Below are 26,507 nucleotides of genomic sequence, written 5' to 3' on the forward strand. Positions count from 1 at the left end.
GCGGCCTCCCGCGGAGGCACGGGGGAGGTCGGGTGAGGGGAGTGCTGGACAGCACGCGCTACCGTGATCGGCCGTGAGCCTCAGAGAGGGGCAGCGTCGAGGAGTCTGAGAAGTCCAGTGGCACACAAGTTGGTGATCGTCGAGTCCCCGGCGAAGGCCCGCACGATCGGCGGGTACCTCGGCAAGGACTACGTCGTGGAGTCGTCCATCGGGCACATCCGCGACCTGCCCAACAACGCCGCCGACACCCCGGCGAAGATCAAGGACAAGCCCTGGGGGCGGCTCGCGGTCGACGTCGACAACGAGTTCACGCCCTACTACGTCGTCCCGCGGGACAAGAAGGCCCACATCTCCAAGCTCAAGGGCCTGCTCAAGGACGCCGACGAGCTCTACCTCGCCACCGACGAGGACCGCGAGGGCGAGGCGATCGCCTGGCACCTGCTCGACGAGCTGAAGCCCAAGGGCATCCCGGTCAAGCGGATGGTCTTCCACGAGATCACCAAGCAGGCGATCCTCGACGCCGCCGACAACCCACGCGAGCTGGCGATGGACCTCGTCGAGGCGCAGGAGACGCGGCGCATCCTCGACCGGCTCTACGGCTACGAGGTCAGCCCCGTGCTGTGGAAGAAGGTGATGTCGGGCCTCTCGGCCGGTCGTGTGCAGTCGGTCGCCACCCGGCTCGTCGTCGACAAGGAGCGCCAGCGGATCGCGTTCAAGATCGCCTCCTACTGGGACCTCGAGGGCACCTTCGACGCCGGCAGCAAGCACGACCAGCGGATGTTCCCCGCCAAGCTGCACAGCATCGACGGCACCCGCGTCGCCACCGGCGCCAGCTTCGGCCCCGACGGTCAGCTCAAGGGCAAGACCGAGGTCGTCCACCTCGACCGCACCCGCGCCGAGGCCCTGGTCGGCGCGCTGGCCGACACGACGTACGACGTGCGCTCGGTGGAGGCCAAGCCCTACCGCCGCTCGCCGTACGCGCCGTTCCGCACCACCACGCTGCAGCAGGAGGCCGGGCGCAAGCTCGGGATGAGCGCGTCGGTGACGATGTCGGTCGCCCAGCGGCTGTACGAGAACGGCTACATCACCTACATGCGTACCGACTCCACGACCCTGTCCGACGGGGCGATCCGGGCGGCGCGCACCCAGGCCCGCGAGCTCTACGGCGCCGAGTACGTGCCGGACGCGCCGCGCACCTACACCTCCAAGGTCAAGAACGCCCAGGAGGCGCACGAGGCGATCCGCCCCGCCGGGGAGTCGTTCCGCACCCCGGCGCAGACCGGGCTCACCGGCGACCAGTTCCGCCTCTACGAGCTGATCTGGATGCGCACCGTCGCCTCGCAGATGAAGGACGCCACCGGGCAGTCGGTCTCGGTGCGCGTGGGCGGTGCCGCCCGGCACGCCGACGGTCGCAGCGAGGACGTCGTCTTTTCGGCGTCCGGCCGAGTGATCACCTTCCACGGCTTCCTCAAGGCCTACGTCGAGGGCACCGACGACGACGGCGCCAAGGACGACCAGGAGACCCGGCTGCCCGCCCTGGTCGAGGGCGACGCCGTCAACGCCGCGTCGCTGAGCGCCAACGGCCACGAGACCAAGCCGCCGGCGCGCTACACCGAGGCCACGCTGATCAAGGAGCTCGAGGAGCGCGAGATCGGCCGCCCGTCGACGTACGCCTCGATCATCGGCACCATCCTCAACCGCGGCTACGTCTACAAGAAGGGCACCGCCCTGGTGCCGGCGTGGCTGGCGTTCTCGGTCATCCGGCTGATGGAGGACCACTTCCCGCGGCAGGTCTCCTACGAGTTCACCGCCGCCATGGAGGACGTGCTCGACGAGATCGCCGGTGGTCGCAGGAGCCGCGTCACCGAGCTCACCGAGTTCTACTACGGCTCCGACGACGTGCAGGGCCTGCACGACCTGGTCAACGGTCTGGGCGACATCGACGCACGCGAGCTGGCGACGTTCCCGGTCGGCGGCCCCGACTCGGGCATCAACCTGCGGGTGGGGCGCTACGGCCCCTACCTGGAGGGACCCGACGACGAGGGCAACCCGGTCGGCAAGCGCGCCAACGTGCCCGACGACCTCCCGCCCGACGAGCTGACGCTCGAGAAGGCCACGGAGCTGTTCGCCAACCCGGCCGGCGAGGAGATCCAGCTCGGCAACCACCCGGAGACCGGGCTCGCCGTGGTGGCCAAGAACGGTCGCTACGGCCCGTTCGTCACCGAGCTGCTGCCGGAGGACGCGAAGAAGAACGACAAGCCCCGCACGGGCTCGCTGTTCAAGTCGATGTCGCTCGACACGATCACCCTCGACGACGCCGTCAAGCTGTTGTCGCTGCCCCGCGTGGTCGGCGCCGACCCCGAGTCGGGCGAGGAGATCACGGCCCAGAACGGCCGCTACGGTCCCTACCTGAAGAAGGGCACCGACTCCCGGTCGCTCACCTCGGAGGAGCAGCTGTTCACGGTCACCCTCGAGGACGCGCTGGCGATCTACGCCCAGCCCAAGCAGCGCGGCCGCGCCGCGGCCGCCCCGCCGCTCAAGGAGCTCGGCAAGGACCCCGTCTCGGGCCAGCCGATCGTGGTGAAGTCGGGCCGCTTCGGCGAGTACGTCACCGACGGCGAGTTCAACGCCACGCTCCGCAAGGACGACTCGGTCGAGACCATCACCACCGAGCGCGCCTCCGAGCTGCTCGCCGACCGCCGCGAGCGCGGTCCGGCGAAGAAGACGGCCAAGAAGGCCGCGAAGAAGGCCCCGGCCAAGAAGACCGCCGCGAAGAAGACGGCGGCGAAGAAGACCGCCGCCAAGAAGGCGCCCGCGAAGAAGGCCGCCGCCAAGAAGGCCTGACCTGACGGGGGCGGTCACCTCGCCGGGTCTCGACTCGGGCTCGTTCCTCGCCCGGCTCGACCAGCGTCCCTGACGGTGCGCGCCTCCCCGGGGCTCGACCGGCGTCCCTGACGGTGGTCGAGCCGCCCGAGCGCCAGCGAGGGCGAGTCGAGACCCCCGCAGCGTTGCTCAGCGGCCGTACGGCGGGGGTGGGGGCGGGGTGCCGTAGCCCTGCTGCGGCGGCTGCCCGTAGCCGTACGGCGGCGGGGGCGGCGTGCCGTAACCGGGTTGCGGCTGGCCGTAGCCGACCTGCGGGGGACCGCCGTACCCGCCGTACCCGCCGCCGTACCCGCCGGTCTTGGGGTTCGGGCCGTACTGGTTGTCGGGCGTGCTGTCGGTGGCCAGGAAGACCAGCAGCAGGATCGAGCCGACGAACGGCACGAACGAGATGAAGTACCACCACCCGCTGCGGCCGGTGTCGTGCAGGCGCCGCACCATCACGGCCAGCGAAGGCACGAACGTGACCAGGATCAGGAGCAGGAAGACCACCCCGACGGCGCCGCCGGCCACCTCGTTCCCGCCGGCGGTCAGCGTGAGGCTGACCGCGTAGAGCGGGATCCAGAGGATCGCCTGCGCCAGCGCCCAGTACCAGTACTCCGCGCGGCGGGCGCGGCCCGAGAAGGTCGCGTACTTCCCCAGGACGGTCCGGACCGCCTCCGTCATCGACATGCGTTGCTCTCCTCGCGTCCTCCCCGACCGGTGCCGGGGCAGGGGCAGGCGTACCCCGCCACCGGGGGTCCCACACCCGCGGAGCGCCGGTGTCGGCGCCACCTCGTAGATTCGCCCTGTGTCCCCGACCGTCCCGCCCGCCGAGCACTCCGCCTCCGGCGTCTTCGTCTGCTTCGAGGGCGGGGAGGGGTCGGGCAAGTCCACGCAGTCGCGACGCCTGGAGGCGTGGCTCGAGGGCGAGGGCCACGACGTCGTGCTCACCTTCGAGCCGGGCGACACCGCCGTGGGCAAGGAGCTGCGGCGCATCGTGCTCAGCCCTGAGACCGGTGCGCTGGACCACCGCACCGAGGTCCTGCTCTACGCCGCCGACAAGGCCGAGCACGTCGAGACCGTCGTCCGGCCCGCCCTCGACCGCGGGGCCGTGGTCATCACCGACCGCTACGTCGACTCGATGCTGGCCTACCAGGGCGCCGGCCGGGTGCTCGACGTCGCCGAGGTGGAGGCGGTCGCGCGGTGGGCCACCGGGGGGCTGCGGCCCCACCTCACCGTCGTCCTCGACCTCGAGCCGGCCGCCGGGCTGGGCCGCTTCACCGGCCGTGACCGCATCGAGGGCGAGTCGGCCGAGTTCCACCAGCGGGTCCGGCAGGCGTTCGTCGAGATGGCGGCCGCCGACCCCGACCACTACCTCGTGCTCGACGCCCGCGACGACGTCGAGTCGATCGCGTCCGCGGTCCGCGACGCCGTCCGCCCCCTGCTCGACCGGGCCGTACGCCGATGACCGCCGCCCCCGCCGCCCCTGCCTCGGTCTGGGACGACCTCGTCGGCCAGCCCCGCGCGGTCACCGCCCTCAAGCGAGCCGTCGCCGGCGACGGCATGACCCACGCGTGGCTGTTCACCGGCCCGCCGGGCTCGGGCCGGTCCAACGCCGCGATCGCCTTCGCCGCCGCCCTCCAGTGCCCGCAGGGCGGCTGCGGCACGTGCCACGACTGCCGCACCTCCCTCGCCGGCACCCACGCCGACGTCACGGTGCACCGCACCGAGGGCACCCAGCTGCCGATCCGCGAGGCGCGCGACCTGGTCCGCAAGGCCGGCCTCAGCCCGGTCGGCTCCCGCCAGGTGTTCGTGATCGAGGACGCCGACCGCTTCAACGACAGCTCGGGCAACGCGATGCTCAAGGCCATCGAGGAGCCGCACCCGCGCACCGTGTGGCTGCTCTGCGCGCCCACGCTGGAGGACGTGCTGCCGACCATCCGGTCCCGGTGCCGCCAGGTCAACCTGGCCACGCCTGCGACGCCCGAGGTGGCGGCGTTCCTGGTGCGCACCGAGGGCGTCCCCGAGGCCGTGGCCTCCTACGCCGCCCGCGCGAGCCAGGGCCACATCGGCCGCGCCCGCGCTCTGGCCCTCGACGAGGCCACCCGCAACCGGCGGCGCGAGGTCGTCTCCCTGCCCACCCGGCTCACCTCGCTCGGCGCCTGCATGACCGCGGCGTCCAACCTCGCCGAGGTCGCCAAGGAGGAGGCCGAGGCGATCACCAGCGAGCTCGACGCCCGCGAGAAGGTCGCCCTCGATGCGGCCTACGGCGTGGAGGAGCGCGGCCGTCGTCCCCGGGAATACGCCGGCGCCCTCAAGGAGCTGCTCGACGACCAGAAGCGACGGGCCCGGCGCCGGGTCTTCGACGTCGTCGACCGCGGCCTGATGGACCTGGTCTCGGTCTACCGCGACGCGATCGCGGTCGCGCTCGGCGACCAGCGGGTCCTGGTCAACCAGGAGATGCGGGGCGACATCGTCGACCTGGTCCGCGACTCCACGCCCGAGCTCAACCTGCGCCGGATCGACTGGATCTTCGAGGCGCGCGAGCAGATGGTCGAGTTCAACGTGCCGGTAGCGCTGGCCCTGGAGTCGATGATGGTGGCGCTCAAGGTGCCCGGCCGCACCGGCGACTGACCCGGTCGACGCGTGGTCGTCGAGCGGGGCGTGGTCCGGTCGGACAGAATGACCCGGTGAACAAGAACCTGGTGGTCGTCATCGCGATCGTCGCCGTCATGGCGCTCGGCATCGGCGGCGGCGTCGTGGCCGCCGTGGTCGCCGACGACGACGACGAGCCCACGACGTCCGAGCGCACCGAGCCGGCCGACCGCGACGACCGCGACGACACGACGTCGCAGGCGCCGGTCGGTCCCGTCGGCCCGGTGCCGGCCGGCCTCGAGGAGTTCTACGCCCAGCAGCTCGACTGGTCCGAGTGCGGCTCGACCGAGTGCGCGACCATGACGGTGCCCGTCGACTACCAGCAGCCCGACGGCGAGACGATCGAGCTCAACCTGCAGCGGGTCCCGGCCGGCGACGAGGACGGCCGGGTGGGCTCGGTCGTGGTCAACCCCGGCGGCCCGGGTGCGCCCGGCACCTCGATGGCCGAGAACGCCCAGGGCTACTTCCGCGGCGAGCTGCTCGAGCGGGTCGACATCGTCGCCTTCGACCCCCGGGGCACCGGTGAGTCCAGTCCCGTCGACTGCCTCTCCGACGAGGAGCTCGACGAGTTCGTCGCCCAGGACCCCTCGCCCGACGACGCCGCCGAGGGCGAGCAGATCACCGCCGCCCAGGACGAGTTCTTCGCCGGCTGCGTCGCCGAGTCAGGCCCCGTGGTCGGGCACGTCTCCACCGTCGAGGCCGCCCGCGACATGGACGTCCTGCGGTCCGCGCTCGGCGAGGAGCAGCTGAGCTACCTCGGCTTCTCCTACGGCACGACGCTCGGGTCGACGTACGCCGAGCTGTTCCCCGCCAACGTCGGCCGCTTCGTCCTCGACGGCGCCACCGACCCCACCCTCGACTTCCGGGCCAACGCGCTGAGCCAGGCGGCCGGCTTCCAGACCGCCCTCGACGCCTACGTCGACGACTGCGTCGCGCAGGGCGACTGCCTCCTCGGCGACGACCGCGACGCGGCGCTGGCCACCATCGACGACCTGCTCGCCGACATCGAGGAGTCGCCGCTGCCGACCGACCAGGACCGCGACCTCGAGATCGGCAACGCCTTCTACGGCATCGTCACCCCGCTCTACAGCCGCGACAGCTGGTCCTACCTCGACCAGGCGCTCGAGGAGGCCCTCGACGGCCAGGGCGACACGCTCCTGTTGCTCTCCGACCTCTACGGCTCGCGCAACGCCTCCGGCGGCTACGACGACAACAGCCTCGAGGCGATCCTGGCGATCAACTGCCTCGACGACCCCTCGGCCATCGAGCCGGAGGAGGTGCCCGCCGAGATCCCCGCGTTCGAGGAGGCCTCGCCCACCTTCGGGCAGGTCTTCGCGTGGGGCCTGGTCGGCTGCCACGGCATCCAGGTCGAGGCGGCCGAGCCGACGCCCGAGATCCGGGCCGAGGGAGCCGCGCCGATCGTGGTGATCGGGACGACGCGCGACCCGGCGACGCCGTACGAGGAGGCGGTCGCGCTGGCCGAGCAGCTCGAGAGCGGCGTCCTGCTCACCCGCGACGGCGACGGCCACACGGCCTACAACAAGGGCAACGACTGCATCGACGAGGCGGTCGAGGGCTACCTCGTCGACGGCGAGGTGCCGGCCGACGGCACCGAGTGCTGAGGTCTCGGCCCGCCGGGCTCAGGGCAGCCGCGAGAACCAGCGCAGGCTGAGGCCCGCGGCCAGCAGGCCGAGCAGCAGCGCCAGCGCGACGACGTACGGCGTCACGTCGCGGGGCTCGGTGCGGTAGCCGATCGACGACTGGATGTCGTCGTAGACCTGGTCGAGCTCGTCGGCGGTCTCGGCGGAGTAGCCGTTGCCGCCGGTGGCCTCGGCGAGGGCGTCGAGCGAGGGCTGGTCGACGGGCACCGGGACGATCCGGCCGTCGACCTCCACCGTGCCGTCGGGGGTGCCGTAGGCGATCGTCGAGACCGGCACGTCGGCCTCGGTCGCCGCGCCGGCGGCCTGGTCGACGGTGCTGCCGACGGTGTTGGTGCCGTCGGAGAGCAGCACGATCTGGGCCGGCACGGGCTCGCTCTCGGTGCCCTCCGGCGCGTCGGGGTCGGTCTCGGACTGGTCGCCGAGCGCCTCGATCTGGGCCAGCGAGGTGAGCACGCCGTCGCCGATGGCGGTGCCCTCGGCGAGCTCGAGGCGGTCGAGGGCCGCGATCGCCTCGTCGTGGTCGGGGCTCGGCTCGGCGAGCACCGCGGCCGACCCGGCGAACTCGACCACGCCGACGTTGAACCCCGACGGCAGGCCCTCGACGAAGGACTGCGCCGCCTCGCGCGCCGCGGTGAGGCGGTCGGGGGAGACGTCGGTGGCCATCATCGACAGCGACACGTCGACGGTGACGATCACCGTCGCGCGCTCGCGCGGCACCTGCCGGTCGACCTGGGGACGGGACGCGGCGAAGGCCAGCACCACGAACGCCGCCAGCAGCAGCGCCGCGGGCACGTGCCGGCGCCAGGCGGGCCGCTTGGGGGCCAGCCGCTCGAGCATCGGCAGCGTCGCGAACCGCACGGCGTACGTCGTGCGGCGGCGCTGGGCGAGGAGGTAGAGCACCAGCAGCGCGGCCACCGGCACCAGCAGCCACAGCCACGCCGGCGACGCGAGGGCCAGCAGGGGGGTCGGGGGCGTCACGCGGGGACCACCCGGCGTACGGGGGCGCCGTTGACGTGGCGCGCGAGGTCGCGGACCCAGTCGCGGTCGGTGCGCAGCAGCACGTGGCCGGCGCGGCAGGCCCGGACGGCCTCGGCGGTGGCCGAGCGGTGCGCGGCGGTCTCGGCGGCGTAGCGGCGGCGCAGCCTGCGGTCGGAGGTCCAGACCTCCTGGCGGCGGCCGGTCTCGGGGTCCTCGAGGGTGATCGTGCCGACGTCGGGCAGTTCGAGCTCGCGCGGGTCGACCACCTCGACGAGCAGCGTCTCGTGGACGGCGGCCATCCTGCGCAACGCCTGCTCCCACGGGAACGGCCGCGCGGCGCGACCGTCGGGCTCGACGAGGTCGGTGACGACCACGCGGACGCCTGGGCGCTGGTGGCGGGCGGCGAAGGTGCGGATGGCGGTGGCCAGGTCGGGCCCGCCCCGCTCGGGGGCCGGAGGGCGGCGACGAAGGGCCCGGTGGGCCGCGGCCCGCGACGGCACGGGTGCCGCCCAGACCAGCCCCGAGCCGGTGAGGTGGGCGGTGCCGAGGCGGTTGCCGGGACCCTGGGTGAGCAGCGCGACCGCCGCGACGACACCGGCGGCGATGTCGCGCTTCTCCAGGGCCACGCTGCCGAACGCCATGCTCGGGGAGTCGTCGACCAGCACCCACGTCTCGAGCTCGTGCTCGGCCAGCGGGCGCCACACGTGGGCCTCGCCGGCGCGGGCCGTCACGTTCCAGTCGATCCGGCGCACGTCGTCCTCGCCCGGGCGGTAGCGCACCACCTCCTCCGGGTCCGACCCCGACCCCAGCCGCAACCCGCGCTTGTCGCCGTGCAGGCGACCGGGGAGCCGGCGTCGTACAGCGAGCTCGAGCGAGGCGAAGACCGCCTCGGGCGAGGTCGTGCCGCCGAGCGGGGGGAGGTGGTCGGGCGGCTGGGTCACTGCGGCGCCGGGCCCGCCGGGATGGGCTGGGTGTGCCCGTCGTGGGGCTTCTCGTGATGTCGCGCGTCGGGGTCCTCGCGGGTCGCGACGCTCGGCTGCGGGACGGCGGCGACGACCTCGCGCACGATCGCGCGTGGGTCGGCCCCGTCGGCGACCGCGTCGAAGGAGAGCAGCATCCGGTGGCTCATCACGTCGGAGGCGACCTCGGCGATGTCGGAGGGCAGCACGTAGGACCGGCCGCGCAGCAGCGCCAGCGCGCGCCCGGCGGCGAGCATGCCCAGCGAGGCGCGCGGGCTGACGCCGAGCTCGATGACCGGCTGCAGGTGGGCCAGGCCGTAGCGCTCGGGGGAGCGGGTGGCGACGGTCAGGTTGACCAGGTAGGAGGCGACCGCGTGGTGCACGAAGAGCCCGTCGGCGACGGACTGGAGCCGGCGCACGTCGTCCGGGGAGAGCACCTGCTCGGCCGTGGGCGGGTCGACCGACATCCGGTGCAGGATCGTGAACTCCTCCTGACCGGTCGGGTAGGGCACGTCGATCTTGAGCAGGAACCGGTCGCGCTGGGCCTCCGGCAGCCGGTAGACGCCCTCGGACTCGACCGGGTTCTGGGTGGCCAGCACCAGGAACGGGTCGGGGAGCCGGTGGCTCTTGCCGGCGATCGAGACCTGCTTCTCGGCCATCGCCTCCAGCAGCGCGCTCTGCACCTTGGCCGGCGCGCGGTTGATCTCGTCGGCGAGCACCAGGTTGGCGAACACCGGCCCCAGCTCGACGTCGAAGGTCTCGGTGCTGGCCCGCCAGACCCGCGTGCCGGTGATGTCACCCGGCATCAGGTCGGGGGTGAACTGCAGCCGCGCGAAGCTGCCACCGACGACGTCGGCCAGGGTGCGCACGGCCAACGTCTTCGCCACGCCCGGCACGCCCTCGAGGAGGAGGTGACCGCGGGCCAGCAGCCCCACCATCATCCGCTCGACCATCGCGTCCTGGCCGACGACGACCTTCTTGACCTCGATCAGGGCCCGCTCGAGCGTCGCCGAGGCCTCGGCGACCTCGCGCTCCTGTTCTGCCGACATGCGCCTAGGTTCTCATCACGGTGGTTGGGCGGCGCTCGCGTCGCTCAGCTGGACTCGATCACCGCCCGCACCCGCTTGCTCGCCAGCTCGATCATCAGCCGCGCCGCCGGCGAGAGCGTGGCGCCCGACCGGTGCACGATCGCGAGCGTGTCGTGCTGGCGTGGTCGCAGCGGAACCCAGCCGGCCTCGGGCGCCAGGCGGGGCAGCAGCTGGGCGGCGGCACCGCGGGGGATGACGGTGTCGGCGAGCCCCCGCCCGGCCAGCTCGACCGCCGTCTCGACGTCCTCGACCTCGATCCGCGTCTGCGGGTTGTGGCCGGTCTCGTGGAGCATCCGGCGCAGCACGATCCGGGTGGAGTCGACCGAGCGCCAGGTGGTCTCGGGCATCACCAGCGACGCCTCGGCCAGCCGGCGCGCGGTCACCGGGCCGCGGAGCCGCTCGGGGTCGGCGCTGACGAAGACGAGCTCGTCGCGCACCACCGGGATGATGGTCATGCCCTCGCTCTGCACGTTGGGCACGGCGATCATGGCCGCCTCCAGGTGCCCGCGGCGCAGCTGGTCGGCGACGTCGTTGGAGTTCTGGCCGACCAGCTCGACCCGGACGCCGGGGTGGCGCTCGAGCACGTCGGCGACCAGGCTGGCGCCGGCGTACAGGCGCGCGGTGCCGAACATGCCGAACCGGATGGTGCCGGTCTCGAACGCCTTGACGCCCTCGACGGCCTCCCGGGTCTCCTGGACCGCCGCCAGCACCCGCTCGGCGTGCGGGCGCAGGGTGTCGCCGACGGTGGTCGGGACGACGCCGCGGCCGACCCGGCGGAACAGCGGGACGCCGAGCGTCTTCTCCAGCGCCCGGATCTGCTCGGAGACCGACGGCTGGGCGTAGCCGAGCTCGTCGGCGGCGCCGGTGAGCGACCCGTGCTCGTAGGTGGCCAGGAAGCACCGGAGCTGGTGGAGCGAAAGCATAGGCTCATCCTTGGGGTGGCAACGGAAAGCAAGGCTACCCCTTGGCCGGCCCGACGGTCAGACTCGAGTCATGTTCGACCACACCTGCACCGCCTGCCAGCAGCGCACGCTGATCTTCCCCAGCCAGATCACCGGCCTGACCAACACCGACCACGGCATCGTCGTCGCGTTCACCTGCTGGTGCGACGCGCCCCAGACCATGCTCACCGGACGCCGCGCCTCCTCGCCGGCCGCGCCCGCCCACGCCGCCTGACGCGGCTCAGACCGCCTGCATCACGCCGAGCGACGTCGGCTGCAGTCCCGGGAACACCTGGGCCGGCGAGGCGTCGAAGCGGGAGACGATGACCTCCGACAGCACGTCGCGGTAGTCGGTGGTCACCAGCAGGTCGGCGTCGCTCGTCGCGGTCAGCCCCGGCCACCGGCCGTAGTAGCGGCCGCCGCGGACGCTGGCGCCGAAGAGGAACATCACGTTGCCGTGCCCGTGGTCGAGGCCCTGGTTGGCGTTCTCGACCACCCGGCGGCCGAACTCGCTGATCGTCACCAGGGTGACCTTCGAGGCCAGCGGGCCGAGGTCGGTGAAGAACGCCGCGATCGCGCCGGCCAGCTCGACGGCACGGGTGCGCAGGTTGCCGCCGGCCGTCGTGCCGATGTTGGTGTGGTGGTCCCACGACCCGTGGTCGACGGTGATGATCTCCGCGCCCACGTCGGCCCGGATCATCCGGGCCGAGGCGCGCAGGGCCTTGGCCAGGTCGTTGTTCGCGTAGGCGGCGCCGTTGGCCGGGGTGTCGGCGATGGCGTGCACGGGTGCGAAGTCGTCGACCACGGCCAGCGTGGACGCGAAGCCGGTGCCGAGCTCGGTGGTGCTGCCGGCCCACGCGGTCTGCAGCGCCCGGCGACGGGCGGCCGCGCCCGTGCCGCCCGGCCCGGCGAGCTTGACGCCGCCGACGCCCTGGGTGACCAGCACCGGTTGCGGACCCGACACGGCCGTCGACGGCACGCCGCCGCCGAGCTGGACCGCCTCCAGCGGCGACCCGGTGCCGTCCCGGCCCACGAGCCGGTTGAGCCAGCCCACCCGGGCGTCCGAGCCGGGGTCGGCGTCCTCGAGCTCCTCCATCGCGGAGAAGTGCGACCGGTTGGGCGCCGGCAGTCCGGCGGCGTGCACGGCGGCCATCGTGCCGGCGTCCCACATCGGCAGCAGCGGCGCGAGCGCCGGGTGCAGGCCGAACATGCCGTCCTTGGCGAGCAGCTGGTCGGACGGGACGGCGATCCGCGGCCGGGCCTGGTAGTAGACCGGGTCGTCGTGCGGCACGACGAGGCTGAGCCCGTCGCACGCGCCGCGCAGGGACAGCACGACCAGCACCTGCTCGGCGGTGCCGGTGGCCGCGAACGACGTCTCGGTGAACGCGCTGCCGTGGGCGAGGGTGACCGCGGCGGCGCCGCCGACCACCATCGAGCCGCGCAGGAAGCCGCGGCGCGACGCGCGCAGCATGTCGTCGCAGCAGGGGGTGGTGTCCATGTCGGGTCTCCGCGAGGTGGTCATCGGTGCAGGTGGTCCGGGGTGTCGAGCAGGGTGGTGAGCAGCAGGGGGAAGTTCCACTTCACGACGCCGTGGTCGGCGGTGATCGTCGTACCGGCGGTGACGGCGAGCGCCTCGACGCAGGCCCGCAGCAGCCGCGGCGACGCCGGCTTGCCGAGCAGCTGCCGGCACAGGTGGTCGACGAGGTCGTCGAAGCGGACGCTGGGCGCCGGCAGCCAGTCGACGGGCGCGCGGTAGGTCATGTCGGTCTTCGGCCACCAGCGGCCCGACATCGACCAGTGCATGTCGAAGGAGGCCAGCAGGCGCGAGACCGACGACCAGGACCGGTTGTCCTCCGGCGGCCCGTCGGGGCGCGACCAGGCGAACGGCGAGTGCCCGATGTTGGTGGTCTGCCACAGGATCGAGTTGGCCGAGGACTCCTCGGAGACCGGCCGGGCGATCGAGGTGCCCAGCACGCGGTGGGTGGCGACGACGTCGTCGGTGGGGGTGCGCACCTTGGCGCCGGCCGCGGCGCGGAACTCCGCCGAGGCGACCAGGGCCCGCAGCACCGGGCGGATCTCGGTGCCGTGGGCGAGGTAGACCTGCGCCAGCTGCGCGACCAGCGCGTCCGACGGCGTGTCGGAGACGAAGCGCCTGGCCAGCTTGCGGGCGATCCGCTCCGCCGTGCGCGGGTGGCGGGCGAGGTGGGTGAGGTAGGCCTCGGTGACCGCGCGCCCGTCGGGGTCGGCGTTCGCGTGGCTGAAGCCGAGGACGCTGACCGGGCCGGTCCAGTGGCTCGCCGGGTCGTAGTACGAGCGCCAGGTCGCCGTCCACAGGTCGACGCGGTAGCCGGTGAGGATCCGCGAGGACGCCTTGACGTCGTCCTCGCCGTGGTGGCCGCGGCCGACGGTGTGCAGCTCGAGGAGCTCGCGGCCGAGGTTCTCGTTGGGAGCCCGCTTGGTCGAGCGGGCGTTGTCGAGCGAGATGCCCATCGCCGGGTGGGTGATCGCGGCGACCAGCATCTGGTCGAAGCGGCCCAGGGCGTGCGAGCGGATGACCTTGCCGTAGTCGGCGCGGTAGGTGAAGACGCCGTCGTCGTTCAGCGGCACGTGCAGGTGGTTCTCCCAGAACTCCGTGATCACCTCCAGCACCTGGCGCTCGGAGTAGATCCGGCGCAGCAGGCACCAGCGGGCGTAGTTGGCCATCGCCTTCCACCCGCCCTCCACCATCGCCTGGTCGCGCGACCACAGGGTCGCGGCGTCGAGGTCGATCGAGGGCCACCAGCCCTGGAGCCCGTCGGTGCGGGTGTCCGGGATCGACGGCGGGTCGAGCTGGGCCTCGAACCACGCCTCGGGGCTCCCGCTCGCCCGCATCTGCTCGTGCAGCGCCGGCGTCATCGCGTAGGTGAAGCGGTTGCCGAGGTGCAGCGACGCCGCCGTCGGCAGCGGGGCGTCGGCGAAGTCGGGGTCGGCCGGCGGGTCGACGGGGGTCTCGGGCTCGGTGGGTGGGTCGGTCGGGTCGGTCGGGTCGGTCGGGTCGGGGGTCGGCGTCGTCGTCGTGGGGGCGCGGTGGAAGCGGTGCTTGCAGCGGTGCTTGCGCCGGCACGTGTGGGCGCGGTGCTTGGCGCACCGGTGCCAGTGCCGGCACCGGTGGGGCCTGGGCGCCGCGGCCTCGGCCCCGCCCGTCGCCGTACCGACCACGGCGGCCGTCGACAGGCCGACGACGAGCCCGCGGCCCAGGCCGCGGCGTGACAGCGGTTCGGCCTCGGCGAGGTCCGGGGTCGACAGGTCAGCAGTGGGGGGCACGAGCAGCTCCGGGGGTGGGTCGAGCGGTCGGATGGGGGTCCACCAGGTCCATCGGCACGTCCGGCCCCCGACTGGAGCCCTCCCCGGCAACGCGCTCGGGAGGTCGCGCCGCCCGCCCGGGCCCGCCGGTTTCCCCGGCGTCGCGGTCACTCCCTATAGTGGTTCGCGCTGCCCGTGCGCAGCAGGCCGCCTTAGCTCAGTCGGTAGAGCGAATCACTCGTAATGATTAGGTCGTCAGTTCGATTCTGACAGGCGGCTCAGAGTTTCAGCAGGTCAGAGCCTTGTGGACTGGATCAGCCCTCACGAGAGGGTTGGTCCAGCTGCAGTTTTCGGTTGCAGTTGCGTGCACGGGGGCGCACGAGCACGCTCCGCCAGCACCAGGCGCGCCGTCGCAGAACGTCCTGAAGAAATCCGTGACGCCCTGCGCGCCAGGGGGGTCACGGCCTGCACGACCCGCGTCGGCGAGGGCCCCCTCCCCACCGAGCTCCACGACGACTCCGGCGAGCACCTCCGCAAGACCGGCGCCGAGTACAGCACCACGACCGACCGACCGACCGACCGGCCCTGCCGCTGCGGACGAGATGCCCACGAGCTCCCGGCTAGTGCGACGGCGTACGTCGAGGCCGTCGAGGCCACGTCAGGCGCCCGGATCTTCGTGGTCGCGTCGGCCCGTCCCGCGCGGCCACGATCGTCCGCCACGACCTCGTCTGACGAGTCGGCCCGTCGTCAGTTCGGCCGTCAGCTCGGGCCGGCGACGCTGTCCAGGACGCTGACGGACTCGTTCTCGGGCACCGGTACCTCGCGGTCGAAGCTGGGTTCGTGGGTCACGGTCTGCCCGTCGGAGGTGTAGACCGCGAACCGCTTCGCGAACCCGCCGTCCTCCAACGTGCTGCTCTGCAGCACCAGAACGACGTCGTCACGGCGGTCGCCGTCGACGTCGGAGACGGTGAGCTCGGACGAGAGGATGCTGGAGTCGTCGAGCAGCGAGTGCCCGTCGTCGATGAACGGCTCCTCGGTGAACGCGCCATCCTCCCAGGTCCACGCCGTGATGGTGGGGGCATAGCCCCCGGACAGCGCGATCACCTCGTCGACGCCGTCGCCGTCGAGGTCGCCCGCCCGCATCGCGTGGATGCCGAACAGGCCGTCCTCGACGGGGCTCTGCTCGCCGAGGGCCTCGAACGCCGAACCGGTCGACCCCAGGACCGTGGCCGAGACCTCGCCGCGCACGCCGCCCTCGCCCTCGCTGCCGTCGTCGAGCAGCACCAGGTCGACGAGACCGTCGCCGTCGACGTCGGCCGAGGCCACCTGGTGGGCCGGGTGGGTGCCGGTGAACCAGGGGACGGCGGGCGCGAAGACCCCGGCGCCGTCGCCGACGGAGACGTCGACCTGCAGCTCGCCGTCGCCGGTCGGGGTGATCACCACCAGGTCGGGGAAGCCGTCGCCGGTCACGTCGCCGAGTGCCGCCCGGACCTCGAACAGCCCGAGGACCTCTGGGCTGTCGGGGAGCCGGACGGGGGAGGTGGGCGAGCCGGGCAGCCCCAGCGAGACAGTCAGTCGCGGCGGGTCGCCCTGCAGTCGGAGCACGTCGCTGCGGCCGTCGGCGTCGACGTCGCCGACGAGGCCGACGACGTCGACGGCCGGTCGTACCTGGGCGTCGCGGAAGCTGCTGCCGTCGGAGCGCAGCACCTGCAGGCCGCTGCGGAGCGTCAGCAGGGCGACGTCGCCGAAGCCGTTGCGGTCGAGATCACCGCGGATCGGCCGGTCCGTGACGGGGGTGTCCGCCGACTCCGTCGCATCGGCGGGCGCGCCGGACTCGCTGGCGCCGGCCTCGGCGGTCGGGGCGTCGCCGCCGTCGTCGGAGCCCACCACGATCGCGATCCCGCCCGCCACGAGCGCCACCGCCACGGCGGCGGCGGCCGGCAGCACCCATCGACCTCGCTTCGACCGGCGGCCGGTGGCCGCGGTGCCGGGCGGCGACGACGGCGGGCGTACCGAGGTAGCCGCCGTGGTTGCGATGGGTGCGGCGCCGCTCGCCGAGGCCAGTGACGGCAGCGGCCGATCGCCCGACGTGGAGCCGATGCCGGCCAGCTCGCGCAGCTCGGCGCGCAGCGCCGCCGCCGACGGCGTCCGGACGGCCGGGTCCTTGGCGAGCGCCCCGGCGAGCACGCGGTTGAGCCGGACGGTGGTCTCGTCGTCACCGGCGAGCTGGGGGACGGGTGCGTGCTGGTGGGCCATCGCCACCGCGACGTTGGAGCCCCCGAAGGGCGGCTGCCCGGTGAGGGTCTCCCACAGCAGGCACCCCACCGCGTACACGTCGCTGACGGCCGTCGCGGGTCGGCCGGCGATGCGTTCGGGGGCGAGGTAGTTCCAGGTGCCCGCCACCACGCCCGGTGCCGTCAGCGAGGAGGCCGGGTCGTCGTCGGTGTGCGCGAGGCCGAAGTCACCCAGGTAGGCGTGCGGTCGGTCGAGCCGGCCGTCGCGCAGCAGCACGTTGGCCGGCTTGACGTCGCGGTGCACCACGCCGACGTCGTGCGCGTCGCGCAGGGCCTCGGCCACCTGCGAGCACAGCCGCACGGCGAGCATCGGCGGCATGGGCCCGCGCTCGCGCAGCACCCGGCCGACGTCGCCGCCCGCGGCGTGCTGCATCGCGAGGAACGCGGTGCCCTCGTGCACGCCGTGGTCGAAGATCTGGATCACGTGCGGGGACTCCAGCCGGGCCAGCGCCGCGGCCTCCCGCTCGAAGCGCGCCGTCGCGGACCCGTGGCCCTGCAGCGAGAGCAGGGCCTTCAGGGCCACCGGACGGCCCAGGCGCAGGTCGGTGGCCAGGTAGACCACCCCGGCGCCACCGACGCCGAGGACCTGGTCGACCCGGTAGTGGCCGAACGAGGCGCCGGGTGCCAGGGACGGCCCGCTCACCATCGGGCACCGTCCACGGCCTCGAACCGCGCCGGCCCGTAGCCGTCGGCGAAGCGCTGCTCCCAGGTGAGCCATCGACGTCCGACGAGCGTGCCGGCCTCCGTGGCCACGGCCACGGTGACCCGCCCGGTGCCGCCCTGCCGGACGGTGTCCACGCTGACGACGTCGTCGCGACCGTCGCCGTCGACGTCGATCACAGCCAGGTCGGGGCGCAGCGCGCTCTCCTCGGACAACCACAGGCTGCCGGCCGCTGGTCTGGTCTCGATCACGCCGTCCTCCAGGTCGTGGACGCCGAGGTCGAAGTAGCCCTCGGCGGGGTCTGCGGTGATGATCTCGGCGGCGCCGTCGCCGTCGACGTCGCCCGTGCGGAGCACGAAATCCCTCGACTCGAGGTCGGTGGTGGCCTCGGCGAGGTCGGTGAAGCCTCCCGCGCCGTCGCCCCGGAGCACCCGGATCGGGGCGTCGAGGCGTCCGCCGGCGTTCCGCTCCGACGCCGTCTCGACGATCACGAGGTCGGCCCGGTCGTCGCCGTCGACGTCGTCGGCGCGGATGCGGTCGGTGACAGGCGCGAGCTGCACGACGGCTCCGGACGTGGGTGCGTCGAAGTTCTCGCCGTCGAAGCGCCAGGTGCTGACGGTGATCGGCTGCCGACCGGCTCGCTCGGCGACCTCGATCGTGAGCAGGTCGGCGAGCCCGTCGCCGTCGACGTCGGCGAGTGCGTCGAAGGTGCGCTCGGGCCGCGTACCCCCGGGCAGCGTCGTCGCGACCCGCCCACCTCGCGAGAGGGTGCCGGCGACCCGGACCGGCCCGGTGCCGCCCGGCTGACGGAACGTGAGCACGTCGGTGGTCTCGTCGTCGTCGAGGTGGCCGGCGAGGCGCCACACGCCGTCGCCCTCGCCGGCGGAGGCGAGCTCGCGGTCGCCGTCCGGTTCGAACGCCTTGCCGGTGGAGGTCCAGGTGGCGCTGCGCACCGTCTCCGCGGCGTCGCGGGGGCTGTAGTCGACCGTGAGGTCGCCGAGCCCGTCGCCGTCGAGGTCGCCGGTCGTCGGTCCCGCGGCGGTCGGCGCGACCGCGGTCTCGCCGCCGGTGTCGGGAGAGGTCGACGGGGCGACGTCCTCGGTGGCCTCGTCGGTGGTCTCGTCACGCGGGGCCGGGTCCGATCCGACGAGGGCGTAGCCGCCCGCGCCGAGAGCCACGACCGTGACCAGGACCGCCAGACCCGCGAGGGCGCCGCGGCGTCGTCCAGCGGGGCGCGGGCTCCGGATCGGCGGCGGGATCGCAGTGACCGGGGGCGCAGTGGGAGCGGGTGGAGGGGGCGCGGCGGACGTCGGCGCGAGCGGCGGGACGGCGGACAGCGGCCGGTCGGCACCCGGCACCTCGGCAGCCGCGAGCAGAGCCCGGCGGAGCGAGTCGGCGTCGGGGTAGCGGTCCTCGGGTCTCTTGGCCATGCTGCGGCGCAGCACCTCGTTGACGGCCTGCGTCGCCGCATCGTCGCCCGGGGCCTGTCGGACCGGGTCGCGCTGGTGGGCGATCGCGATCTGCACCTCGCTCCCGCCGTAGGGAGGCGAGCCGGTGAGGCACGCCCACAGCAGGCAGCCGAGGGCGTAGACGTCGGAGGCGGCGGTGGCCGGCTCGCCGCGGCCGCACTCGGGCGCCAGGTAGCTCCAGGTGCCGGCGACGGCGCCCTGGTCGGTGAGCGCGTCGGTGTGGGCGTCGGCGGTGCGGGCGATGCCGAAGTCGCACAGGTAGGCGTGCAGGTCGGGGCCGGGCTCGGGCGCACCGCTGGCCCGGGAGGACTCGCGCAGCAGCACGTTGGTCGGCTTCACGTCACGGTGCACCACGCCGGCCCGGTGGGCGTCGTCCAGCGCGTCGGCCACCTGCGCGCACAGCGGCATCGCCACCCCCGGGGCCAACCGCCCGTGGCGGGCCAGCAGCGCGCCGAGGTCGCCACCGCCGACGAACTGGGTGGCGATGTAGGCCGCGCCCTCGTGGTCGCCGTAGGCGTAGATGGCGATGACGTGAGGCGAGTTCAGGCGGGCCAGGACGGCGGCCTCGCGCTCGAAGCGCCGCTGGAAGTCGCGGTTGCCGCCCAGAGCGGCCGCGATCACCTTGAGAGCAACAGTGCGGCCGAGGGTGGTGTCGGTCGCGCGATAGACCACGCCCATCCCGCCGCGCCCGATCACCGCGTCGAGCCGGTACCGGCCGACGGCGTCGCCGGGGGCGGGGAGGGCAGGCACGGGGCCGATCTTCTCAGCCTGCACCAGCCGGGTCAGAAGATGCCCAGGCTGACGTGGTCGACAACAACGCTGCCCGTGCGGCCGGCGAGCTCCTCGCGGCCAACCCGCGCGGCGACTCGACGATCGTGCAGGGCTCGAGGTGCCCGCCTCCGCTCGCTCCGCCGTAGGGCTGAGTTTCGTCCACGACGCCCGCGCCCACCCCTTCTCGCCGGCCGGACCAAGATGTGGTCGGTCACGAACCTGCCCCACGGCTTGCCAGTTGGGCTGTGATCCTGGCAGTCACCGCAGCGGTAGCGTTGGCTCAATGTCAGTGCACCCGGACGGGCGCCCCCGCCGCACGTTCGCCGTGATCAGTCACCCCGACGCCGGGAAGTCAACGCTGACCGAGGCGCTGGCCCTGCATGCGGCGGCGATCACGGAGGCCGGGGCTGTGCACGGCAAGGCCGGTCGCCGCGGCACGGTGTCGGACTGGATGGAGATGGAGCGGGCGCGGGGCATCTCGATCACCTCGGCCGCGTTGCAGTTCGAGTACGCCGGCCACGTGGTCAACCTGGTCGACACCCCTGGTCACAGCGACTTCTCCGAGGACACCTACCGGGTGCTGTCAGCTGTCGACTCCGCGGTGATGCTGGTAGATGCGGCCAAGGGCCTCGAGCCGCAGACGATGAAGCTGTTCAAGGTGTGCGCCCTGCGGGGGATCCCGGTGCTGACCGTGATCAACAAGTGGGACCGGCCGGGGCTCGACGCGCTGGAGCTGATGGACCTCATCCAGCAGGAGATCGGGTTGCGCCCCACGCCGCTGACGTGGCCGGTCGGCGTCGCCGGTGACTTCCGCGGCGTACTCGATCGGCGTCACGGCGACTTCATCGCCTACGCCCGCACCTCGGGCGGCGCGACCAGGGCGCCCGAGCGCCGGATGGACGCCGAGGCCGCGGAGGAGGCCGAGGGAGAGGCCTGGCGGGCCGCGCTGGAGGAGCACGACCTGCTCTCGGCCGATGGCGCCGACCACGATCACGACCGGTTCCTGGCTGGGCGGACGACGCCGGTGATGTTCGCCTCGGCGCTGCTCAACTTCGGCGTCGCGCAGCTGCTCGAGCTGCTGGTGGAGCTGGCTCCGCCGCCGCGGGCGACCGCCTCGGTCGACGGCACCAGCCGTGACCCGGACGACGACTTCAGCGCCTTCGTGTTCAAGGTCCAGTCGGGGATGAACTCCGCGCACCGCGACCGCCTCGCCTACGCCCGCGTGGTGTCGGGGCAGTTCGAGCGCGGGATGGTGGTCACCCACGCCGGCACCGGGCGGCCCTTCGCCACCAAGTACGCCCAGGCGGTCTTCGGTCGCGAGCGCACCTCGGTCGAGACAGCTCTGCCGGGCGACGTCATCGGGCTGGTCAACGCCTCAGCGCTGCGCGTGGGCGACACCATCTACGCCGGCGAGCCGGTGCAGTACCCCCCGATCGCGTCGTTCGCGCCGGAGTACTTCAGCGTCGCCACGACCCCCGACACCAGCCGCGCGAAGCAGTTCCGCCGTGGGATCGAGCAGCTCGACCAGGAGGGCGTCGTCCAGGTGCTGCGCTCGGACCTGCGCGGCGACCAGAGCCCGATCCTGGCCGCAGTGGGCCCGATGCAGTTCGAGGTGGTGCTGGCCCGGATGCAGGCCGAGTTCGGTACGCCGGTCCGTCTCGAGTCGCTGTCCTACACCGTGGCGCGGGCCACCGACGCCGAGGGCGCGGCCGCCCTGAGCGGGAGTCGCGGGGTCGAGGTGCTGCTGCGCTCCGACGGTGTCCACCTCGCGCTGTTCGTGGACAAGTGGCGTGCCTCCACGACCGCCCGCGACCACCCCGAGGTCGCCTTGACCGAGCTGCCCGCGAGCGGCGCGTAGGGCCGGGGACCGACCCGTCGGCATCTCGTCGACGTGAGCTCGTACGGCACCCCTCGCTGTCGACGCTCGTGACGGCAACCGTCACGCCGCGACCGCTCGGTTGCGGCGGTCCGCGGCGCTACGCCCCTCCGCCGCCCATCGCCCAGACCCAGGGCGACGACGAACGGGGAATCGTGCCGGGTTCTCTCGCCTCCGCTGTCAGGTGGACGACGGCGCCCTCGTGCCGCGTGACCCACAGGCAGCCATCGCCTGGGGCCATGCCGTCCCGGAGGAGCTGCGCGACCTGGAGCCGACTGAGGTCGGATCCCGACGGTCGAGTCGCATCCTGCATCGTCGAGAGGGTTCCGCCTGCAAGGACACCCAAGGCGACGCGGCGCACCACGACGAGCGACAGTGCGGAGATGAGCAGCGCCACCAGGAAGGACGCCAGGGAGGACTCGACGAACGTCAGCGCCACGAGTGGTGGCACCAGGACTGCTGTGACACAGAGCAGCTGGGAAACCCGTTGAGCGCGTTGCACCCTCGTAGCGGCCTGGTTCCACAAGACCCGGTCGATCTCCATGCCTGGAGTATGCGCCTACCCATCGGCAAATGCACCCGATCACCCGGCGCTGTTCAGTCCTCGAGGCGTGTGTACTCGACCATCTTCTGGTTCACCGGGTGGTCCCAGTCACCTATGTAGCGAAAGGAGAACGGCGCGCGTTGAGCTGCCCATCGGAGGTCGTTCCGGTAGTACCAGAACATGTTGCGCTCGGTGTAGTAGCGGCCGCGGATCCCGTCGATCGGGTACTTCGGCCCTCGCTCGAAGAACGTCGCGTAGAACTTGCCTCCGGGTTTCATCACCTGGGCGACTCGGTGGAGACAGAGCCGGATGTGGTTCAGCGACACGTGGGTGAACACGGACTGCGCGATGGCCATGTCGAACTTCACGCCGAAGTCGGCGTCGAACCGGTCGGTGGAACGCAGGTTCGCCAGCGGCAGACGGGCCCGGGCTTCGTCGTCGAGCTCCCGCTCGTAGCCCGCCTCGACGACGTCGGTACCGATGTCGACGCCGTAGTAGTGGCCAGGGTCGAGGTAGGGGACGAGTAGCCGTCCGGCACGTAGTGACCCACATCCGACGTCGAGGAATCGCATGGAGGGCGCGAGTCCCTGGGTGATGAGGAAGTCGCGTTGCAGTCGGCCCATCTCGTCCCACCTGCCACCGACCCGGGACCGGTGGCGCCGCGCATCTCGCTCGGTCTCGTCGAAGGTCCACGACTGGTAGTCGGGCTCCACATGGAGAGCCTCGACACGACGCTCGATCCCACTCACACCGCGAGGATGTCACGAACCCTTGTCCGTGAACCCAGGCTGTGGCGCGACGCGGCCGCGATCCGACCAGGACGCCGACGGCCCGACCTGCAGTGCCGTGGCGGCGTCCTACTGCCGGCTCGTGCCGGCGCGGGCGGCGTCGGGGTGCGGGACGGGGTCGTCGTCTCCCACGAGGAGCGCCAGGACGCGGCCCATCAGGTCGGGGGACACGTCGTCGGGCGCGATCATCCGCTCCATGGCCAGGCCGTTGGTCAGGGCCATCAGGACGACGGCGAGGTCGGCGGCCGGCAGGGGCAGGGTGGTGCCGGCGCTGTCGGCGTGCTCCCCGATCGCGTCGGTCACCGCCGACCGCAGGGACCTGCGCTGGTGCTGCAGGGCGCCGTCGGGGTCGGGGGAGCGCACCGCGCGCTGCCAGAGCTCGAAGAAGAGCAGGTGCCAGTCGCGCTGCTCCTCGCCCGCCGCCGTCAGCCGGTCACCCAGTACCTGGGCGCGGACGGCCATCGGGTGGTCGGCCCCCTCGAGCCCGTCGACCGCTCGGATGCCGAGGTCGAGGTAGGCCGAGGTGCGGTCCTCGATCAGCGCGGCGACAAGGCCCTGCTTGCTGCCGAAGTTGGAGTAGACCGCTCCCTTGGTGAAGCCGGCGTCCGTGGCGACGTCGTCGAGGGAGGTCCCCTCGATGCCCTGCCGGGCGAAGAGCCGGGCCGCGGAGTCGAGCAGGGCCCGTCGTACCTGGTCCCGCGACGGTCGACGGCGCCGACCGGGAGGGGCAGGGGTGTCGGCCATCCGAGCACGATACCCACGGGTACTGCATACTCGTCGGTATCGAACCCCTGGCCCCTGGAGCGTCCATGCTCACCCGTACCGCAGCCCTGTTCCCGCCCCGTCCGGTCGAGCGCCTGCGCGCCGCGGTCCGCTGGGGGCTGCAGCACGCGCTGCCGACGTGGGTGATGTCCCGCGCCGCGGCCCGGGGCGACCTGCACGCGCGCCTCGTGGTCGCCACCAGGGCGAGCAGCGACGCCCCGCTGGACCTCTTCGCGCAGATCCGGGCGGCCGGTCCGGTCCAGCGGTCGAGGTACGCCTACGTCACCGCCAGCCTGCCGGCGGTGCGCGAGACCCTCGCCAGTCCCGACCTGCGGGCCGGCGTCGACCTCGCCAGCGGGCCCGGACCCCTGGGCCGGCTGGGCCGGTGGGCCGCGACGACGGCTCCGCTCGGGCCGCTCACCCCGCCGTCGTTGCTGGTCACCGAGCCGCCCGACCACACCCGCATGCGCAAGCTCGTCACCCGGGTCTTCACGGTCCGGGCCGTCCAGGGCCTGCGGGAGCGCACCGAGCAGATCGCCGACGAGCTGCTCGACTCGCTGGCGACCGCGGCCGGGAGCGGGGGTCAGCCCGGCGCGCACCGGGTCGACCTGGTCGAGTCCTACTGCGCCCTGCTCCCCGTGACCGTGATCGCCGAGGTCCTCGGGGTCCCGGAGGCAGAGCGCGGCAGGGTCCTCGAGCTCGGCAGCGGCGCGGCGCCGAGCCTCGACCTCGGACTCTCGTGGTCGGAGTTCCGCACCGTCGAGGGCGCGTTGTCCCGCTTCGACGACTGGCTGACCGACCACCTCGCGCTCAAGCGTCGCCAGCCCGGCGACGACCTGTTGAGCCAGCTGGTCGCCGCCCGGGACGACGACGGCGTCGCCCTGACCGACGCCGAGCTCCGGGCCACCGCCGGGCTGGTCCTGGCGGCCGGCTTCGAGACCACGGTCAACCTGCTGGGCAACGGCATCGCCCTGCTGCACGACCACCCCGACCAGCTCGCGTCGCTGCGGCAGGAGCCCGAGCGGTGGCCCGCCGCCGTGGAGGAGGTGCTCCGCGTCGACCCGCCCGTGCTGCTCACCGGTCGCACCGCCGTGCGCGACACCGAGATCGCCGGCACGCCGGTGCGCCGCGGTGCCGTCGTGACCGCGCTGCTGGCCGGGGCCAACCGCGACCCCGACGTGTTCACCGACCCCGACACCTTCGACGTCGCCCGGCCCAACGCCGCGGACCACGTCTCCTTCTCCAGCGGCCGGCACTACTGCCTCGGCGCCGCCCTGGCACGCATGGAGGGCGAGGTCGGTCTGCGCCGGTTGTTCGAGCGCTACCCCGACCTCCGGCTCGAGGCCGGAGCCCGCCGCCGGGACACCCGCATCCTGCGCGGCTTCGCGACCCTGCCCGCGAGCCTCCCGGCGGTGCCGTCCTAGCCAGCGGCGAATCCGTCGATCTCCGCACCCATCCGGGTGGCCGCCGGCGCCGAACCACGTAACGAAGGCCGGTCGTCTGCGTTGACATCGGGAGCGGGTCACCCCCGCTCGCCTTCGCGCGACCACCGCCCCCCACCCACGGAGACACCGGTGACCCCCGACTTCTGCCTCGACGACGACGTGCTGAGGCTCCTGCGTCCCCTCGACGAGATCGCCCCGCCGGCCCGGCTGCGCCTCGCGAGGTGGTTCACCCAGCACGGCGTCGTCCCCGACGCCGTGGCGGTCGGCCTCGACGTGGAGCGCGACGCCCTCCACCAGGTCCTGGTCTGGCGCGAGCGGCACGCCGACGGGAGCGTGACGAAGCGGTGGCGGTTCGGACCGCGCGACGCCGAGGCCGGCTGGCCGGAGCCGTACCCACCCCTCGCCCGGGACGTCGACGGACCGCCGTCGACGGCGGGCGCACGGGAGTGGCCGCGCCGCCGGGCAGCGGCACCGCAGCTGGCGTGCCGTCATGACTGACCTCGCCTTCGCCCGGGCCGTCCAGGCCGGTCGGGCCGCCCTGGGCCAGGCCGACCCCCGCATCGTGGCGACCCTGGGCTCGGTGGCCGACGTCATCGCCGGCATGAGCTCCGACCAGCGGCAGCACGCGATGGCCGTCCTGCACGCCGCCGCCGAGACCTGGACCAGGAGCGACACCCTCACCCCGGACGACTCCGTCCCCGTCGGTCGCGTCCTCGGTGAGCTGCAGCGGCTCCTGGCCGACCTGCAGACGGGCCGCAACGCGTAGTCGACACGCAGTGACCGGGACCTCGGCCGGCCCCAGGACAGCGCCGCCCCCGACCGCGGGGCGGTCGGGGGCAGCGGTGCGGGGGGCTCGTGGGGGCTCGTCCTCAGCGGAGGACGGGGTTCTTCTCGACGAACGGGATGCGGCCCCAGACCCGGCCGAGGCCCCAGGTGTCGCCGGCCAGGAGGGCGCCGAGGACGACGAGGGTGGCGGCGCCGAGGAGGTGGTCGTCGAGGACCGGGTGGTTCTCCGGGGGCAGGACGGCGGTCCACATGAGCACGTAGAGCAGGGCGCCGGCGGCGGCACCTGCGCGCATCCCAATGCCGAGGGTGAGCGTGAGGCCGATGCCGAGCAGGCCGAGCATGAAGAGGGTGTCGGCGTACCAGGTGCCGCCGATGGAGCTGTAGAGCTCCTTGAACGGGCCGTCGGTGCCGAACTTGAGGAAGCCCTCGGTGGGGCTGCCACCGTTGACCCAGGCGGCGTCGCCGAACCGGTCGACCGTGCCGGTCTCGTCGCGGCCGGTGGAGAACCCGAGGGCGAGGAGCTTGTCGAGGAAGGCCCACAAGAAGGTGAGGCCGAAGCCGAGGCGGGTCACGGCGAGCGCGCGGCGGGCGAAGGTCCCGACGACCTGGTGCTCCGGCCGGCCTGCGGTGTCGTGCTGGGGGGCGGCGTGGTGCGCGGTCGTGGTCATGGCGAGGCCTCTCTGTG

General features: G+C 73.3%; 22 protein-coding genes, 1 tRNA gene and 1 pseudogene. 11 read left to right on the forward strand and 13 right to left on the reverse strand.

Going from position 1 to position 26,507, the window contains the following annotated elements:
- Window positions 1-117 precede the first annotated feature (117 nt).
- The gene (topA, locus tag AC4MBH_RS17565) at window positions 118-2,844 is read left to right on the forward strand and encodes a type I DNA topoisomerase (RefSeq protein WP_491796451.1); all 2,727 of its coding nucleotides are present in this window, start codon (window positions 118-120) and stop codon (window positions 2,842-2,844) included.
- A 168-nt stretch (window positions 2,845-3,012) separates the two neighbouring features.
- Here the strand turns inward: topA and AC4MBH_RS17570 are convergent, their stop codons facing one another.
- Window positions 3,013-3,552 (reverse strand): DUF805 domain-containing protein, encoded by a 540-nt coding sequence (locus tag AC4MBH_RS17570; protein WP_491796453.1) that lies wholly within the window; start codon window positions 3,550-3,552, stop codon window positions 3,013-3,015.
- 118 nt (window positions 3,553-3,670) lie between these two features.
- Between AC4MBH_RS17570 and tmk the strand changes: the two genes are divergently transcribed.
- Genes tmk through AC4MBH_RS17585 form a run of 3 tightly spaced genes read left to right on the forward strand, consistent with a single transcriptional unit; the run spans window position 3,671 to window position 7,139 of the window.
- On the forward strand, window positions 3,671-4,330 hold the full coding sequence (gene tmk / locus AC4MBH_RS17575; protein WP_491796455.1) for a dTMP kinase: 660 nt from the start codon (window positions 3,671-3,673) through the stop codon (window positions 4,328-4,330).
- Complete coding sequence (locus AC4MBH_RS17580; protein WP_491796457.1) at window positions 4,327-5,496, forward strand: DNA polymerase III subunit delta'; 1,170 nt, start codon at window positions 4,327-4,329, stop codon at window positions 5,494-5,496. Before tmk ends, AC4MBH_RS17580 begins: the two co-directional genes overlap by 4 nt.
- Before the next feature lie 56 nt (window positions 5,497-5,552).
- Window positions 5,553-7,139, forward strand: a complete 1,587-nt coding sequence (locus AC4MBH_RS17585; protein WP_491796458.1) for an alpha/beta hydrolase — start codon at window positions 5,553-5,555, stop codon at window positions 7,137-7,139.
- Between the two features lie 18 nt (window positions 7,140-7,157).
- On the opposite strand, the gene AC4MBH_RS17590 is transcribed toward AC4MBH_RS17585, so the two are convergent.
- The 4 genes from AC4MBH_RS17590 to AC4MBH_RS17605 are packed head-to-tail and all read right to left on the reverse strand — an operon-like array spanning window position 7,158 to window position 11,126.
- Window positions 7,158-8,156 (reverse strand): VWA domain-containing protein, encoded by a 999-nt coding sequence (locus AC4MBH_RS17590; RefSeq protein ID WP_491796460.1) that lies wholly within the window; start codon window positions 8,154-8,156, stop codon window positions 7,158-7,160.
- Window positions 8,153-9,097: a DUF58 domain-containing protein gene (locus AC4MBH_RS17595; RefSeq protein ID WP_491796461.1), complete on the reverse strand. Its 945-nt coding sequence runs from the start codon at window positions 9,095-9,097 to the stop codon at window positions 8,153-8,155. Before AC4MBH_RS17595 ends, AC4MBH_RS17590 begins: the two co-directional genes overlap by 4 nt.
- Window positions 9,094-10,164 carry an AAA family ATPase gene (locus tag AC4MBH_RS17600; RefSeq protein ID WP_491796462.1) on the reverse strand — a complete coding sequence of 357 codons (1,071 nt, stop codon included), beginning with the start codon at window positions 10,162-10,164 and terminating at the stop codon, window positions 9,094-9,096. The genes AC4MBH_RS17595 and AC4MBH_RS17600 overlap by 4 nt, the downstream gene beginning before the upstream one ends.
- A 44-nt stretch (window positions 10,165-10,208) precedes the next feature.
- Entirely contained in the window at window positions 10,209-11,126 is a 918-nt protein-coding gene (locus AC4MBH_RS17605) for a LysR family transcriptional regulator (RefSeq protein ID WP_491796464.1), read from the reverse strand.
- 70 nt (window positions 11,127-11,196) lie between these two features.
- On the opposite strand from AC4MBH_RS17605, the gene AC4MBH_RS17610 reads away from it, so the two are divergent.
- Window positions 11,197-11,379 carry a hypothetical protein gene (locus tag AC4MBH_RS17610; protein ID WP_491796465.1) on the forward strand — a complete coding sequence of 61 codons (183 nt, stop codon included), beginning with the start codon at window positions 11,197-11,199 and terminating at the stop codon, window positions 11,377-11,379.
- A 6-nt stretch (window positions 11,380-11,385) separates the two neighbouring features.
- Here AC4MBH_RS17610 and AC4MBH_RS17615 read toward each other — a convergent pair whose 3' ends face one another.
- Entirely contained in the window at window positions 11,386-12,642 is a 1,257-nt protein-coding gene (locus AC4MBH_RS17615; protein WP_491796466.1) for a DUF1501 domain-containing protein, read from the reverse strand.
- A 20-nt stretch (window positions 12,643-12,662) separates the two neighbouring features.
- Window positions 12,663-14,447 carry a DUF1800 domain-containing protein gene (locus AC4MBH_RS17620; RefSeq protein ID WP_491796467.1) on the reverse strand — a complete coding sequence of 595 codons (1,785 nt, stop codon included), beginning with the start codon at window positions 14,445-14,447 and terminating at the stop codon, window positions 12,663-12,665.
- Between the two features lie 185 nt (window positions 14,448-14,632).
- On the opposite strand from AC4MBH_RS17620, the gene AC4MBH_RS17625 reads away from it, so the two are divergent.
- Together AC4MBH_RS17625 and AC4MBH_RS17630 are read left to right on the forward strand one after the other, a co-directional pair.
- Window positions 14,633-14,705: transfer RNA gene (locus AC4MBH_RS17625), tRNA-Thr, on the forward strand.
- Window positions 14,706-14,889: 184 nt separating this feature from the next.
- Window positions 14,890-15,158, forward strand: a pseudogene (locus AC4MBH_RS17630) (adenylosuccinate synthetase); the annotation flags it as partial.
- Between the two features lie 27 nt (window positions 15,159-15,185).
- On the opposite strand, the gene AC4MBH_RS17635 reads toward AC4MBH_RS17630, so the two are convergent.
- Both AC4MBH_RS17635 and AC4MBH_RS17640 read right to left on the reverse strand, forming a co-directional pair.
- Window positions 15,186-17,363 (reverse strand): protein kinase domain-containing protein, encoded by a 2,178-nt coding sequence (locus tag AC4MBH_RS17635; RefSeq protein WP_491796469.1) that lies wholly within the window; start codon window positions 17,361-17,363, stop codon window positions 15,186-15,188.
- Entirely contained in the window at window positions 17,360-19,600 is a 2,241-nt protein-coding gene (locus AC4MBH_RS17640) for a protein kinase domain-containing protein (protein WP_491796471.1), read from the reverse strand. Before AC4MBH_RS17640 ends, AC4MBH_RS17635 begins: the two co-directional genes overlap by 4 nt.
- A 304-nt stretch (window positions 19,601-19,904) precedes the next feature.
- On the opposite strand from AC4MBH_RS17640, the gene AC4MBH_RS17645 reads away from it, so the two are divergent.
- Window positions 19,905-21,479 carry a peptide chain release factor 3 gene (locus AC4MBH_RS17645; protein WP_491796472.1) on the forward strand — a complete coding sequence of 525 codons (1,575 nt, stop codon included), beginning with the start codon at window positions 19,905-19,907 and terminating at the stop codon, window positions 21,477-21,479.
- Between the two features lie 118 nt (window positions 21,480-21,597).
- On the opposite strand, the gene AC4MBH_RS17650 is transcribed toward AC4MBH_RS17645, so the two are convergent.
- The 3 genes from AC4MBH_RS17650 to AC4MBH_RS17660 all read right to left on the reverse strand — a co-directional run bounded on the left by AC4MBH_RS17650 (window position 21,598) and on the right by AC4MBH_RS17660 (window position 23,573).
- Window positions 21,598-22,041, reverse strand: coding sequence for a hypothetical protein (locus AC4MBH_RS17650; protein WP_491796474.1), 444 nt, complete (start codon window positions 22,039-22,041; stop codon window positions 21,598-21,600).
- A 53-nt stretch (window positions 22,042-22,094) separates the two neighbouring features.
- A complete protein-coding gene (locus AC4MBH_RS17655; RefSeq protein ID WP_491796475.1) occupies window positions 22,095-22,790 on the reverse strand; it encodes a class I SAM-dependent methyltransferase in 696 nt (231 codons plus the stop codon).
- Between the two features lie 108 nt (window positions 22,791-22,898).
- Window positions 22,899-23,573, reverse strand: a complete 675-nt coding sequence (locus AC4MBH_RS17660) for a TetR/AcrR family transcriptional regulator (protein ID WP_491796476.1) — start codon at window positions 23,571-23,573, stop codon at window positions 22,899-22,901.
- A 65-nt stretch (window positions 23,574-23,638) separates the two neighbouring features.
- Between AC4MBH_RS17660 and AC4MBH_RS17665 the strand changes: the two genes are divergently transcribed.
- The 3 genes from AC4MBH_RS17665 to AC4MBH_RS17675 all read left to right on the forward strand — a co-directional run bounded on the left by AC4MBH_RS17665 (window position 23,639) and on the right by AC4MBH_RS17675 (window position 25,802).
- Window positions 23,639-25,015, forward strand: a complete 1,377-nt coding sequence (locus AC4MBH_RS17665; RefSeq protein WP_491796477.1) for a cytochrome P450 — start codon at window positions 23,639-23,641, stop codon at window positions 25,013-25,015.
- A gap of 150 nt (window positions 25,016-25,165) precedes the next feature.
- Window positions 25,166-25,534 (forward strand): hypothetical protein, encoded by a 369-nt coding sequence (locus AC4MBH_RS17670; RefSeq protein ID WP_491796479.1) that lies wholly within the window; start codon window positions 25,166-25,168, stop codon window positions 25,532-25,534.
- Window positions 25,527-25,802: a hypothetical protein gene (locus AC4MBH_RS17675; protein ID WP_491796481.1), complete on the forward strand. Its 276-nt coding sequence runs from the start codon at window positions 25,527-25,529 to the stop codon at window positions 25,800-25,802. Before AC4MBH_RS17670 ends, AC4MBH_RS17675 begins: the two co-directional genes overlap by 8 nt.
- A 103-nt stretch (window positions 25,803-25,905) precedes the next feature.
- On the opposite strand, the gene AC4MBH_RS17680 is transcribed toward AC4MBH_RS17675, so the two are convergent.
- A complete protein-coding gene (locus AC4MBH_RS17680) occupies window positions 25,906-26,490 on the reverse strand; it encodes a hypothetical protein (protein ID WP_491796483.1) in 585 nt (194 codons plus the stop codon).
- Between the last annotated feature and the right edge of the window lie 17 nt (window positions 26,491-26,507).

It is taken from the genome of Nocardioides sp. WJ219, from assembly GCF_058559815.1.